At 37.4% G+C, this 13,093-nt stretch carries 11 protein-coding genes and 1 tRNA gene; 8 read left to right on the forward strand and 4 right to left on the reverse strand.

Annotated features, from left to right (window positions below; genetic code table 11):
- Positions 1 to 125 precede the first annotated feature (125 nt).
- Positions 126 to 311 carry a hypothetical protein gene (locus tag ABIB39_RS06915; protein ID WP_354428470.1) on the reverse strand — a complete coding sequence of 62 codons (186 nt, stop codon included), beginning with the start codon at positions 309 to 311 and terminating at the stop codon, positions 126 to 128.
- A gap of 551 nt (positions 312 to 862) precedes the next feature.
- Here ABIB39_RS06915 and ABIB39_RS06920 point away from each other — a divergent pair.
- Together ABIB39_RS06920 and ABIB39_RS06925 are read left to right on the forward strand one after the other, a co-directional pair.
- A complete protein-coding gene (locus ABIB39_RS06920) occupies positions 863 to 2,101 on the forward strand; it encodes a phage integrase SAM-like domain-containing protein (protein WP_354428472.1) in 1,239 nt (412 codons plus the stop codon).
- A gap of 217 nt (positions 2,102 to 2,318) precedes the next feature.
- The gene (locus ABIB39_RS06925) at positions 2,319 to 3,818 is read left to right on the forward strand and encodes a Fic family protein (protein ID WP_354428474.1); all 1,500 of its coding nucleotides are present in this window, start codon (positions 2,319 to 2,321) and stop codon (positions 3,816 to 3,818) included.
- Between the two features lie 126 nt (positions 3,819 to 3,944).
- Here ABIB39_RS06925 and ABIB39_RS06930 read toward each other — a convergent pair whose 3' ends face one another.
- Entirely contained in the window at positions 3,945 to 4,988 is a 1,044-nt protein-coding gene (locus ABIB39_RS06930) for a DUF262 domain-containing protein (RefSeq protein ID WP_354428476.1), read from the reverse strand.
- 4 nt (positions 4,989 to 4,992) lie between these two features.
- Positions 4,993 to 5,817, reverse strand: coding sequence for an FRG domain-containing protein (locus tag ABIB39_RS06935; protein ID WP_354428478.1), 825 nt, complete (start codon positions 5,815 to 5,817; stop codon positions 4,993 to 4,995).
- Between the two features lie 232 nt (positions 5,818 to 6,049).
- Here ABIB39_RS06935 and ABIB39_RS06940 point away from each other — a divergent pair, with 232 nt between their 5' ends.
- The 6 genes from ABIB39_RS06940 to ABIB39_RS06965 all read left to right on the forward strand — a co-directional run bounded on the left by ABIB39_RS06940 (position 6,050) and on the right by ABIB39_RS06965 (position 12,561).
- Entirely contained in the window at positions 6,050 to 7,144 is a 1,095-nt protein-coding gene (locus ABIB39_RS06940; RefSeq protein WP_354428480.1) for a hypothetical protein, read from the forward strand.
- Positions 7,145 to 7,209: 65 nt separating this feature from the next.
- The gene (locus tag ABIB39_RS06945) at positions 7,210 to 7,539 is read left to right on the forward strand and encodes a helix-turn-helix domain-containing protein (protein ID WP_354428482.1); all 330 of its coding nucleotides are present in this window, start codon (positions 7,210 to 7,212) and stop codon (positions 7,537 to 7,539) included.
- A 224-nt stretch (positions 7,540 to 7,763) separates the two neighbouring features.
- Positions 7,764 to 8,138, forward strand: a complete 375-nt coding sequence (locus tag ABIB39_RS06950) for a plasmid mobilization protein (protein WP_354428484.1) — start codon at positions 7,764 to 7,766, stop codon at positions 8,136 to 8,138.
- Complete coding sequence (locus tag ABIB39_RS06955; RefSeq protein WP_354428485.1) at positions 8,135 to 9,019, forward strand: relaxase/mobilization nuclease domain-containing protein; 885 nt, start codon at positions 8,135 to 8,137, stop codon at positions 9,017 to 9,019. The genes ABIB39_RS06950 and ABIB39_RS06955 overlap by 4 nt, the downstream gene beginning before the upstream one ends.
- Positions 9,016 to 9,642: a hypothetical protein gene (locus ABIB39_RS06960; protein ID WP_354428487.1), complete on the forward strand. Its 627-nt coding sequence runs from the start codon at positions 9,016 to 9,018 to the stop codon at positions 9,640 to 9,642. Before ABIB39_RS06955 ends, ABIB39_RS06960 begins: the two co-directional genes overlap by 4 nt.
- A gap of 510 nt (positions 9,643 to 10,152) precedes the next feature.
- The gene (locus tag ABIB39_RS06965) at positions 10,153 to 12,561 is read left to right on the forward strand and encodes an ABC transporter permease (protein ID WP_354428489.1); all 2,409 of its coding nucleotides are present in this window, start codon (positions 10,153 to 10,155) and stop codon (positions 12,559 to 12,561) included.
- Positions 12,562 to 13,004: 443 nt separating this feature from the next.
- On the opposite strand, the gene ABIB39_RS06970 is transcribed toward ABIB39_RS06965, so the two are convergent.
- A tRNA-Ala gene (locus tag ABIB39_RS06970) sits at positions 13,005 to 13,078 on the reverse strand.
- Between the last annotated feature and the right edge of the window lie 15 nt (positions 13,079 to 13,093).

Below are 13,093 nucleotides of genomic sequence, written 5' to 3' on the forward strand. Positions count from 1 at the left end.
TTGTAGTTTTTAATTTTTTAAGATCGCTCATCAAGATGTTCATTAACTCTTTGTCGAAACGGTTAACTAATTTGCTGGTAGCTGGTTTTTGGTAAGTTTTCATAGTTCAAATATTTTAAAGTTTTTTAGTTTTTAGTTTGTTTGTCGTCTTCGTTGTCCTGGTTTTCGCTAAGGTTATCATGTCTGCGTTTTGCTTCTTTGTATTGCCTTGCTATTTGCTCTTTGTCTCTATCGTCGGATGTTTCTTCGGGAGCTTCGGGGTTTTCCCACTCTTTCTCTTCATCCGGCTTTTCATTTATTTCGTCGATCATAATTTCATCTCCGTTTGATAAGTACTATTCCAAACTGATGCCAAACTTTTTCATCCCGATAAAAAAAATGACATCAGGCACAATATATTTTGACCTTGAAACCAAAAAAGCGTTAAAAAGGGCGTTTTTACAACGAATAATAAACAGTATGTAGTAAAAGGTGTATGCAAAAGCAGTACACGCTGTTGTAAAGAATAGTCAACACTCCGTTTTGATGGTGTAATAAAGTGTTCGTTTTAGAACAGGGGGTTGTTCGGTTGGGGGCGATGGGAAAGTACTTAAACAAAAAAGCCTGACTGTTAAGTCAAGCTTTAATTAAGGTGGAGAATATCGGAGTCGAACCGATGACCTCTTGCATGCCATGCCTTAATTTCGACTAATTTTTAAATTTTTGGATTTAATATTTTTTCTTATATTTATCATTATCAATACATTAAGTCATTTTATTTAAGTTTACTTAAGTAGGGTTAGACAAGAAATGTTGGACTAATGTTGGACTAAATTAATATAGTCCGACAAATTAAAGATAAGGAACGAATAAAAAATTAGCTATGTCAGTATCCACAAAATTTATTTTGCGAAAACAAAGTAACCCAAATGGGTTGACCTTTCCTATAATGATGCGTATTACCATCAATCGAAAGGATCAATTGGTTTCTACAAAGAAATATAGCAGTGTAGAAGATTGGGATGATAAAGAGCAACGGGTTAATAAGAACCATGATACCAATAAATCGATCAATTTACTACTAAAGACAATTTCATCGGAGGTTGATTTATTTGTCTTATCGGCAGGTAGGAATAATGCACCTATATCATTTGAAGATGTCAAAGCACTGGTAAGAAAATATACAGGTGGTGCTGTTCAGCCAAAAGCGGGTAAACTTTTAGCCTATTTCGATCAGCAGATTGAAATACTTAAAACTCAAAATAGATTGGGTTATGCGGCTACGTTTCAGTCAACGAAAAACAGCCTGTCAAATTTTACAAAAGAAAAAGATTTTGATTTTACCAGTATTGGATTGGAGTTTGTTTTAAAATATGAAACCTATTTATTGGAGCGAAAATGTGCAGCAACTACACGAAGTGTTTATTTTAGAACATTCAGAACGCTATGGAAAAATGCCATGAAGGATAAAGCTTGTCCGCCCGAGCATTATCCGTTTAAGGATTTTAACTTTTCAAAATACAATAATCCACGTACTAAGAAGCGAGCAATTACGAAAGAGCAAATAGATAAAATTGCAGAGCTTGAACTAAACATAGAACAAGACACCTTAATCAATTCAAGAAACTATTTTTTATTTAGTTTTTATTGCCGTGGACTGAATTTTACTGACCTGGCAAGTTTGAAATGGGAAAACATCAAAGATGGTGAACTGAATTACTTTCGCGCAAAAACCAAAGAAGAATTTCGTTTTCAGCTTCATCCCCAAGCAATTGTAATACTGGACTATTACCAATCCTTAGAGGGCAATAGTGATGCCGGTTACATTTTTCCTATTCTTTATAAAAGGCATCATTCGGAACAGTCTATTCGGGATCGAAAATTGAAGGTTATTAAACGTGTTAATAAAGACCTTAAAGAACTGGCTGGTTTGGCTGGCGTAGAAAAAAACATAACAACTTATGTAGCCCGACATTCCTATGCTACTGTATTACGGCGCAATAGGGTATCTAAAGAAATTATAGGCCAAAGTTTAGGGCATGATAATACTAAAACGACCGATATTTATTTAGATGATATAGGCGATCCGGTAATGGATGATCTTATCAACTCTATAATTTAATTTGAAATGGCAGGCAGTGCCTGCCATTTCAATCAACTATAATCATTTTACAGTAGTTCCTCGATTATTAAATCATTTTACTTTATTGGTTTATGGATTACAGTAACATTTACTATTTTTTGCTAAAATATTATATCAAATAATTGTTTTACCGTACATTTATATGATTGCAATTAAATTACAGTATAAAAATCGATTTTACCGTAACTAATAACACATGGCATTAAGAACTGTTGGAAATTTATGGCTACGGGAGCATTTCAATCTCAAAAAATACCGCTTAACACATAATTCTTATATAGGGAACAATGAGAAAGTGGAACTAAACGCTCAAGGTGAGGTAAGTCAAATTTACGGTAGAAAATATATACCGGACGAAGATACGCCTTTAGCACATGTCGTTTTTTCATTAAAATATGATGATTTAGATCTTCCATTTCTAAAAGCGGTTTTCAATCAGCTTAGCCCACAAGAAATTATAGATTTCATTTCGGTCTCCCCATCAGGCAAGTACGCACGCAAAATTGGTTTTCTATATGAATTTCTTTGTGATATAGTATTAGACTTACCATACCTGATTTCAGGTAATTATACCGACCTGCTGGAAGAAGCCGAATATATAACCGGCCGGGTTATGAAAGATAACCGCTGGCGGATCAATAATAATTTATTAGGTACTTTTTTATTTTGCCCGGTAATCAGAAGAACTGCTGTTTTAAATCAACAATTAAGCACAGACATTAGATCGCAGATCGAAAACCTAAAGGCAAATTATTCGGCGGATGTTTTTCGGAGAGCCACCAATTACCTGTATAGTAAAGAAACCCGCTCCTCCTATGAAATAGAAAAGGAAAAACCATCGGCAGAGCGGATGAACCGATTTATCGCGCTATTAATGCAAGCCGGCAGAGAGCCAAGCGAAAAAATGCTTAGTGAAGCAAGTTTGACCACATTACAAAATTCGATTGTTGACCCCCGCTTTGCTTCTCCAGGCTTTCGCGATTTTCAAAACTATATTGGCCAGTCGCTACCTTATGGCAATGAGCTAATCCATTATATCTGTCCGCCACCACAATATTTGGCTTCATTAATGGATGGGCTAAAGATAGCCGCAGGTAAAACTGAAGGTACATACCCTATCATAAGAGCGGCATTGGTCGCTTTTGGATTTGTGTTTATTCATCCTTTTGAGGATGGAAACGGAAGATTGCATCGTTTCCTGATACATGATATGCTGGTTAGGGATGGTATGGTGCCAGATGGTTTAATTATTCCTGTATCCGCGCACATGCTCAACAATATGCAGGACTATGATAGCGCTTTGGAACAATATTCCAAGCCACTAATTCAGCAAATTAATTATACCAAAAAAGCGGATGGAACATTAGAGGTCACTAATCCCAAAGAAGTCGAAGCTTATTTTCGTTATCCTGACCTGACAGCGCAATGTGTTTTTTTAGCCCAAACCATACAGGAAACAATTAACCAGGATATGCCGGAAGAGTTAGAATTTATACAGCACTATGATGAATTAAAATGGGAGTTGCAGAACATTGTTGATATGCCGGATAAAGATATTAACCTTATGATTATGTTTCTGCATCAAAATAAAGGTGCGTTTCCAACCCGGCGGCGTAAAGACTTTGCTAAATTAACAGAAAAAGAAATAACAAGTATGGAAACCGCTTACCAGGAAATTTTTAAAAGTAGCCATTAATAAAAATACCATAATATTCGTCGCATTTTTATATAAAATATGACAGATATTATTTAATTACTTTACACTCTCAATGTGGACGCTCCGATCATTAAAGAAATAACTAACTATACAACCACTCAATCACTATAAAACTCCTGTTTCTAACCAAACTTTCCATTTACTATCAAGTATATTAAAAAGACCTTGGAGATTCGTTTGGCTATTAACACTTCTGGTTAATGTATCATAGCTGATGTATTCTGCTTCGTTTAAAACTGCACTTCGATTACCCTTCCTCATCAGCTCAAATTGAACTAAAAAGTTTCTTATATCTTTGTGGGTATCGCCGTAGGCTCTATAAAACCAATAGTAAACAGGTATTAATCCAGACGACGATAAAAGTGGATCCTTACTTATAAATGAATTATCCATATTGTTTAAAACATTAATAATAGATAAATAAGAACTATTTAAACTAGTAGATTCCGCAGCAACCACATCATCTACTAATTTATCGAGTTGCCCCTTTCCAGTATCAACAAATTTCCCTCTAAATTCTATAAGAAGCAGCTTTGAAGCCACATTTGAGTCCTGCCCTCTGTTGGTGTTGAATTTTACTCGATCTGTAAAAAAATGGTGCTTTATTATTTCTCTTATCCGTATTGGAACCTCACCTTTCATAGCATTTCTTAATTCTGCTCCGGTTAGCGGTTTACTTTTATTTAGCCGAATAAACATTTCATTAATCAAAGGCTCGCTGTCTGTAATAATGCTTATGATTGAAAGGTTGAAATTTTCGAACTTGCTTGCAATTTTAGGGTATGTTATTTTTAAGTCCTTAAAACTTAAACCTCCAAGCTTTATCGTTGTATCCTCATTGAAAACAAAATCTTTGTCAAGCGTAAGGTGACCATTTAAAAAGTCAAACATTGCCTCAAATCGTTGCTTCCCGTCGACAACAGCAAATGGTCTTCGATCCTCATTCAAGCCAGAATTAAAAAAGGTGAAGTCTGCTAGATAAATCTTGGGCATATCAAATCCGTTGAGTATAGAATCTATTAAATAAGATTTATCTTCTTTTGACCACAGACGTCCTTTTCTTTGGTATGATGGGTCAAAATCTATATTATCTTTTTGATCGTACCACCAACTTATGGTTCGTGATTCGAAGCTTCTTATTGTAAACATAATTTTATAGGTCGAATTTATAGAATCTTCTTAATTCTTTGGAAAAACCTTCTAAATCTGGATAAATAACTGAATCGGTAATTCCAATCGATGTCAAAGACTCAACTAAATGTTGAATTTTTGCTTGAGGAAAGACAATTTTCAATAAACAATCTTGAGGGAATGAATAGTCAACATAAGCCTGATCCATAGGTGTTGTGCTTTTCCCAAACACAATGAAAACTCCTCTTTGTGCAACAATTCTAGGACTATTGTGAGTTCCAAATATGGCAATTGGTTTTTCTCTAATGTTGGCAAAAGGTGTTCTAGGTTTGTAACTATCAGCGAAATGATTTTCTACAGAAAGTATACCTTTATCATATGTAAAGTCTTTCAGAGAATGTTGATTCCAGCTAACTGGATCAAGAACCCATACGCAGCAATCTTCTTTATAAACTCTTTTCCTTGCATTTAATTCATACGGAGCACTGGTCAGTGCGAAATACATCGATACAAAAGGGCTTTCAGACCAGTCTAAAAGACGAGTAGGCATACCATAATGTTGCATAAAGAATAGCACTTCCCAATCATTTTGTTTATCTATGGACTTACTAAGAAAAGGGACTGAGCGCTGTTTAAACCTATCAACTAGATCAATTTCAAGATCGATAATTTTATCACCTTCGCTTATTGTGGCGTGACGGTGAAGGGATGGCGAAAGTGGATAGGAGGCTCTACCCGCCCCTCTGAACCATAATGTAGACTCTTTCGAAGATGGCAAATGTTCTTCCAGAAAACTTGAGAATTCCTTTAAGGTTGATATTTCAATTGTTTTGAGACTTGTTGACATAGGTTTCGTGTGGGTATTCTCCTGTAATTCGGGATATGCTTTCCAAATATAGCAGATTTCAGTTTATTCAATGGGATTTAAAATCAAAATGGATTCTGTGAGAACATAATACACATGATGATTTTATGAACAGGATATGTTGCTAATGTAGGGTAAACAAAACTAACTATTACAAACCAAATGCTTGATTTTTCCTTTTATATAATACACTTTAACCAATGATCGCCCGTGTATGTATTTTTTACAACTACCTGATTACAACCCCCAAATTGGTGTGAATACCATTAAACATGGTAAATTTCCTTTCCTCTCATCTATAAGTGGTTTATTTGAACCAGCCCCGTTGTTTGAATATCAATCAGGTTTTCCTTTTGAAAGGATTGAAATGGACGAGCAGCAAGTTTTTTATGTGAGCGAACCCAACTTGACTAAGGTATTTAAAAACAAGGTAGCAGGACACAACGAAATACTATTGGAGACTACCCGACCCATCACGGAAGAATACACCAAAAAACTCATGCAGCTATTTTACAAAGGCTATTTGTTAGGTCTTGACGGTTTTAATATGGAGATCGGCCCCGCCTTTCCATCCTTGGGACTATCCCATCAAAAGGAAATGTTGGAACAGTTTATGGAGTATTGCCAGCGGGATTTATATTTTGAAGGTTTTGCCATTCCGCAGTTGCTGCATAATTTAGGATATATTCAAGCTTGCTTAGTAAGGGCTTTCAAGGAATACAAAAACCTAAGTCTTTTAACCACTAAAGCCGAACCTGTACAAATCCCCAAAACCTTGCCGGAGAATACATCGGTACAAGCACCTATTACTACAGACACTAAATCTGCACTTTCCAAAATACCATTAAAATACCCCGTAGGTGATATTATTACAATATGGCTGGTGTTGTTGGATCTACCCAAATTTAAGTCTTTAAGTTTAACGCCAGAGTTTAACGCGGAAAGTGATGTAGTAGAATTGTTAGGGAGCATGTTTGCCGATATATCGGGAGAACACAGCAAATTACCCAACAGCCTGCACCGCTTTTATGATTTACCGCTTGATTATCAACCCATCCTTTATTTGCTGATGCACGCCACTTACAAACTTAACTACACCTATACCCGTTTGCCATTGGAGGAATATAGCAAATGCCTGAAAGCTACATTTTCAGTTTATGATGCGATAGAACTAAATTATATGCCGGGTAATTTTACGAAAAAACAGTCAGTCGCTATTGCCGCCATTAAAGAACTGGAGAACAGTCCCTACGCTAAAAATGCTTTACAAATCTTATCCAAAATACCAAACTACCGGATCACGGTATGACTTCGTTAAACTACGTTCAGTAACGTTGGGTTATTTTCGTATTGTTTTGCTTCATCAAATTATTTATGATGAATGCAACATTTGTAACCACACTATCTACTCAGGAGCTCCAGGAGCTGATTGAGTTATCCGTTAAAAACGCCGTACAGGTAAGTCCTAAGATGTCAAATGAAGATGATACTTTATTGGATACCAAAGAAGCGGCCAGCCTCATCAAATACGAGGTCACTTCCATTTATGGATTAGTCAAACGCAAAAAAATCCCCTTTTGTAAGATCGAAGGAAAACTTTTGTTTTCACGAAGAAAACTAATCGAATGGATTGAAGGAGGTAATCACGCCCCAGGTTTAAAACGCCCATCGCTACCCCTTAAAGACTCTGTTACCAAATACTGATAACCCCGATACGAAGTATCGGAAACAACGACAGGCTTTCGCCTGGAGTGGAAACAAGGCAACAATAGCAAAGGCTTAAATCCCCGATACGAAGTATCGGGATACCACGACGGGCGTTAGCCCGGATGTGGGAGCCAGCTATGTTTTGGTGTTACCAAAACTTGCTGGCCCCATTCATGCTATCGCATTCATGGGGAGATTTTTAAGACAGGAAAGGATTAAAGATGTTTGAAAAACTAAAAAATAACAAAGGCGGCAGGCCGCCAAAAGAAGTAAAGCGATTGCGCACGCTTTCCGTTAAGTGTTCCTTTTTTGAGGGGATGCAGATTGAGAACAAGGCTAAAAACGTTGGTTTAAGCGTATCGGAATACTTGCGGGAAATGGGCTTGAAAGGAATGGTTAAAGTCAGGGTAAGAACACTTCCAAAAGAAGTATTGCAGTTCGCGGGAATGCTGAACCATATAGCCGCCAACCTTAACCAGATCGCTAAAAAGCGAAATAGCTTTGATGAATTAAGCGTACTTGAACGTGCAAGGCTCAACCAGCAAAGCACCAGCCTGCAACAATTGGTTACGGATATTAAGGCCTATTTACAATGATCGGTAAGATAAGTACAGGAAAAAGTTTTCGGGGGTGTTTGAACTACCTGCATGAAGGCAGATTACAACAGAATAAAGCTTTGCAGGAGATTGAGCAGGAGAAAAAGCAAGCGCAGGTTATTTGCTATAATCAATGCTTCGGTAATAAAAAGGAATTGATACAACAGTTCAATGAAGTCCGGTATTTAAACCCAAAGCTGTCCAAACCAGTATTACATGCCTCTATAAGCTTTGCCCATTCAGATCAGTTAAGCAACCAAGATAAAATTGATATTGGTAAGCAGATGGCTAAAGACTTTGGATTTGAAAATAACCAATACGTGGTTATAGAACATGCCGACCGGCAGCACCAACACTTGCATATTGTGGCTAATAGGGTTGGTTATGATGCCAAAACGGTTTCCGATAGCAACAACTATAAGCGGATAGCCAACTTCTGCCGGAGCATAGAAAAGAAGCATCAATTGGAACAGGTACTTAGCCCGCGTAAATTCCTGTCTAAAGAAGAAAGGATGCTGCCACGGCAGGACATCCGTAAAGAAGCATTAAAAGAAGCCATTGCTAAATTCTTGAAGCAATCCACAACTATGAAAGAATTTCAGAATAAGATAACAGCAAAAGGCTATGAAATTGAATTAGGCAGGGGTATTGCTTTTACAGATGCGCAGGCGGTCAGGTTTAAAGGCAGCCAAGTTGGTTATCCCTTATTGAAAATTGAAAAGCAATTAGCGCAAAACAGGCAACAACAGCAAGAGCAGCAACAACAACCAAGCATGGCTCAAAAGCTAAGGGAGGTGATTCAGCAGCAGAGGCAGCAAGAACAACTAAAGAAAAAAGAAGAAGAACAGCAAATTAAACAATCGGGAGGATTTAGACTATGATAAACGAAACAAATTTTAATTCGGTGATGGAAGATTTCACCAAAGAATTACAAGCAGTAAAAGAGGTGGTTAAAGTGTTACCTGCAAAGGTTGATGAACTCACTAATAAAGTAGATGGTTTTAAAAACAAGGTGGAAAACATACAGATAACAGCACCCACGCCGGATTTATTACCCGTACACAAAATTATAGCGGATGGTTTTACCACCACAAAAAATTCGGTTCAAAGGCAGCTTAATGATCTTTTCATCAAAAATCGCATACTGGTATTGCCGGAGGATGGCGGTAAAGGCTTTTTAAAGATTATGGGTAAACGGTCTATGTATTTAACAGGCATTGCCATCATTGCCTGCTTTTTTAGCTGGTTTGGTTTCCGGTACTGGTATATGGATAGCGAGAACACCCGTTTCCGCAACGCCTGGTATTGGAATTATATTAAACTGGATAAAAATGGCAAACAGGAAATGGTTAATGACCTTGATAGTTTTAAGGTATCCAATATCAACAGCTATAGAACCGATAGCATAGAAAGGTATCAAAAAGGACAGGAGACGGAATTGCGTATCAAACAATTGGAAAGTGAAACAGATAGTTTGAAAGCATTAAAAAAACAACCTAATTGATAAAAGCCATCCATTCAGGCAAAGCAGGTTCATACATGAATCCCCGGTATCCGGGGACCATTCCTTCACCCGCTTTGCCTGATGCGCGGCAAGAGTGAGGCTTCGCAACACACTTGCCATTTCCCCCGCCCACAAATAAAAACATCCTCATTTCACCGCATCCGGCAAAGTTAGCGACCGGCGGATTGAAAGTTCAAGGCTATATAAACGAAGCAGTTTTGTTTGTTTTTTAGCGGTGCTTCGGCCTTGACCTTTCATCCGCCTTGCGCTTTTGGTGCCTAAGCGTTGAAAATGGGATGGTGTAATTGTGTTATCCTTCAAGATATTAGATTGATTCAGAATTTAGTCATAAATGCACCTTAGCCACAGAATTTGCAAAATTGTACTGTAATCATACGGTGAGTGTTCGATAATGAACACAATTTAAATATCATGTAACTTATATTGCTAATAATTAATAAGTTATAACTTGGCATTTTATTTATAGATACAATAACAAATACTGATGCTATGCTCAAAAATTACATCAAAATCGCTTGGCGAAATATTTGGAAACAAAAGATATTTTCCATTATTAATATTGGGGGCCTTTCGGTAGGTATAGCCTTCACTTTATTAATTGGTGCATATGTATGGGGTGAACTGCAAGTAAATCATCAGCTTAAAGATGCAGATAATCAATATATAATCCAAAGTAAATGGAAAGACCCCGATATGGGTTTTGAAACTGTATCAGTCGCGGAGCTACCTAAAGCGCTAAAGGAAAATTATCCGAGTCTGGTGAAAAACTTTTATCATTTCGATGCGATTACAACCAATGTATCAAAGGGCGATAAGCACTTTCGTGAAAATTTACAGGTGGGTGATAGCTCTATGTTAAATATGTATGGTTTTAATCTAATGCAAGGAAATTCACGAACCGCTCTAGACGATCCATTTTCGGTTGTAATAACCCGTAAGATGGCCATGAAATACTTTGGTAAGAAAGATGTAGTTGGGCAGTTATTGAATATCGAGAACTTTTCAGGAGATAAACATGACTTCACAATTTCAGGCGTATTGGATGACATTCCTAAAAATTCGGTCACTTCTTTAAATTCATCTAACATTTCTGATTTCTTTTTTAATGCTGATGCAGGCAAATACTTTAAACGTAATATAACCGGCTGGACAAATACTTATATAGTTGATTACGTTGAACTGCAAAAAGGTGTTAACCCGAAAACAGTTGAAGCTGCAATGAAGATACTGCTTCATAAAAATGCGTCGGAACAGATCAGTAAAAACCTTACACCCTATTTGGTAGCATTAAAGGATTATAATATGATAGCTGAAGGCAGCATTGTAAAAAAAATGACCTCTACGCTGTCTTGCATCGCACTGTTTATTTTGCTTATGGCCATCATCAATTTTGTAAATATTTGCATAGGTCGCGCCTCGGGTAGAATGAAGGAAATGGGCATCAGAAAAGTAATGGGTGGTTTACGCAAGCAACTAATTTGGCAGTTTTTAGCCGAATCGACTTTGTTAGTAATTATCGCGACAATTTTGGCTCTCGTCATTTACGTACTTGCAAGGCCTTATTTTAGTGATGTTCTTGGCAAAGATATCATGAGCTTATTTGTGCTCCCGATATATTTTATACCCATTATATTTTTATTTGCGCTAAGTGTAGGGCTGTTGGCAGGAATTTACCCGGCGTTAGTTTTATCTGCCTTAAAATCAATCGACTCATTAAAAGGCAAGTTAGCTTCCGTTAAAGAAAGCGTACTTTTTCGTAAGTCGCTGGTTGCATTTCAGTTTGCAACAGCTGCAATAGTATTAATTGGCGCATTTATCATATCGCAACAAGTCAACTTATTTTTCAGCAATAACCTGGGCTATACTAAAGACTATGTAGTTTATGCACAGTTACCAAGAGATTGGTCGCCCAAGGGAGTTCATAAAATGGAAAATATCCGTTATCAGTTGGCACAAATGCCGCAAGTTAAAAGCATAGCACTTTCTTTTGAGATACCCGATGGGGCCAATGGGGGTAATTACCAAATTTATAGGCAAGGTGCCAACCCGGCGCAAAGTATAGTTACCAAAGGTTTGGCTGCTGATAACCAGTATGCTGCTACCTATGGCATACCATTAAAAGCGGGCAAGTTTTTTCAGCCCGTTTTTGGTGTTGCGGATTCTACAGAAGTGGTTATCAACGAAACAGAAGCAAAAGCTTTAGGATTTAAAAATCCTGATGAGGCTATCGGACAGAAATTAATGTCTCCTGGTAGCCCGATAGCTTCTACCATTTGCGGCGTTACCGCCGATTTTCATTTCGACTCCATGCAGCAACGCATACAACCGGTCACTTTTACCAATGTAAATTGGTCCCTTGCTTATCGCTATTTTTCAATTAAACTGAAAGCAGGGAATATACAAAAAAACTTATCCGCGTTAAGCCAAAAGTGGTCAGAATTAATGCCGGGTGCACCGTTTGAATATCATTTTATGGACGATGCTCTGAACAAGTTATACGCTACAGAACTGCAATTAAAAAAAGCGGCCTACGTAGCCACTATTTTAGCTGTGATTATAGTTTTACTCGGCGTATTAGGTCTAATATCATTAAGTATACAAAAGCGCACAAAAGAAATTGGCATACGTAAAGTTTTAGGCTCGTCTGCTATGGGTATCACCTTACTTTTTTTAAATGATTTTTTAGGGGTAGTTTTGATCGCAGCAGCCATAGCCTGTCCGCTGGCTTATTTAGTTATGCAAAAATGGCTGAGTGATTACGCCTATAAAATCGATATATCGGTTTCGCCGTTTATCTTTTCAATCGTATTATTGACGGGTATAACCGCATTTTTGATAATCTTACAAACTATAAAAGCAGCTTTTACAAATCCAATAAAAAGTCTGAGAACGGAATAATTTGATTTTTATTAAATAAATTGTGATTGATGTTATTAACTTTTAAAACACTTAAAGCAATTTCGATTACTTCCTTTCGCATTATAATTGACTAAAGTAAATATTCACCACATCCGCAAATGTAGCCCATGCCGGGATAAAAAGTAAAGGCCATGCAGAGCGGGCCATTTTATTTTGTTTTTTAGCTGTGGCCCGGCCTTGACTATTTACCCGGCTCGCGCTGTTTATTGCTTAAGCGGTAAATATGGGGTGGTGTGTTCAATAATTTATTTGCACAGCGGGCATTGGCGATAAGCTATTCGACTAAAAAAAACGTACTGTTTCTTTTTTTCAGGCAGGTTGTGGCGAAGAAAACGCAATAAAAATACAGGAAAGTGTTGGACTTATGTTGGACTAAAATAAATCAGGCTTTCAGAAGTTACTCTAAAAGCCTGATTATCAAGTGGAGAATATCGGAGTCGAACCGATGACCTCTTGCATGCCATGCAAGCGCTCTAGCCAACTGAGCTAATCCCCCGTGTGTTGGGATGGC

This window comes from Mucilaginibacter sp. UYP27, assembly GCF_040547175.1.
Classification (GTDB): Bacteria; Bacteroidota; Bacteroidia; order Sphingobacteriales; family Sphingobacteriaceae; genus Mucilaginibacter.

Coding starts and splice junctions, on each gene's coding strand:
- ABIB39_RS06915 (WP_354428470.1), bottom strand. CDS start 311: ATGATCGACGAAATAAATGAAAAGCCGGATGAAGAGAAAGAGTGGGAA.
- ABIB39_RS06920 (WP_354428472.1), top strand. CDS start 863: ATGTCAGTATCCACAAAATTTATTTTGCGAAAACAAAGTAACCCAAAT.
- ABIB39_RS06925 (WP_354428474.1), top strand. CDS start 2,319: ATGGCATTAAGAACTGTTGGAAATTTATGGCTACGGGAGCATTTCAAT.
- ABIB39_RS06930 (WP_354428476.1), bottom strand. CDS start 4,988: ATGTTTACAATAAGAAGCTTCGAATCACGAACCATAAGTTGGTGGTAC.
- ABIB39_RS06935 (WP_354428478.1), bottom strand. CDS start 5,817: ATGTCAACAAGTCTCAAAACAATTGAAATATCAACCTTAAAGGAATTC.
- ABIB39_RS06940 (WP_354428480.1), top strand. CDS start 6,050: ATGTATTTTTTACAACTACCTGATTACAACCCCCAAATTGGTGTGAAT.
- ABIB39_RS06945 (WP_354428482.1), top strand. CDS start 7,210: ATGATGAATGCAACATTTGTAACCACACTATCTACTCAGGAGCTCCAG.
- ABIB39_RS06950 (WP_354428484.1), top strand. CDS start 7,764: ATGTTTGAAAAACTAAAAAATAACAAAGGCGGCAGGCCGCCAAAAGAA.
- ABIB39_RS06955 (WP_354428485.1), top strand. CDS start 8,135: ATGATCGGTAAGATAAGTACAGGAAAAAGTTTTCGGGGGTGTTTGAAC.
- ABIB39_RS06960 (WP_354428487.1), top strand. CDS start 9,016: ATGATAAACGAAACAAATTTTAATTCGGTGATGGAAGATTTCACCAAA.
- ABIB39_RS06965 (WP_354428489.1), top strand. CDS start 10,153: ATGCTCAAAAATTACATCAAAATCGCTTGGCGAAATATTTGGAAACAA.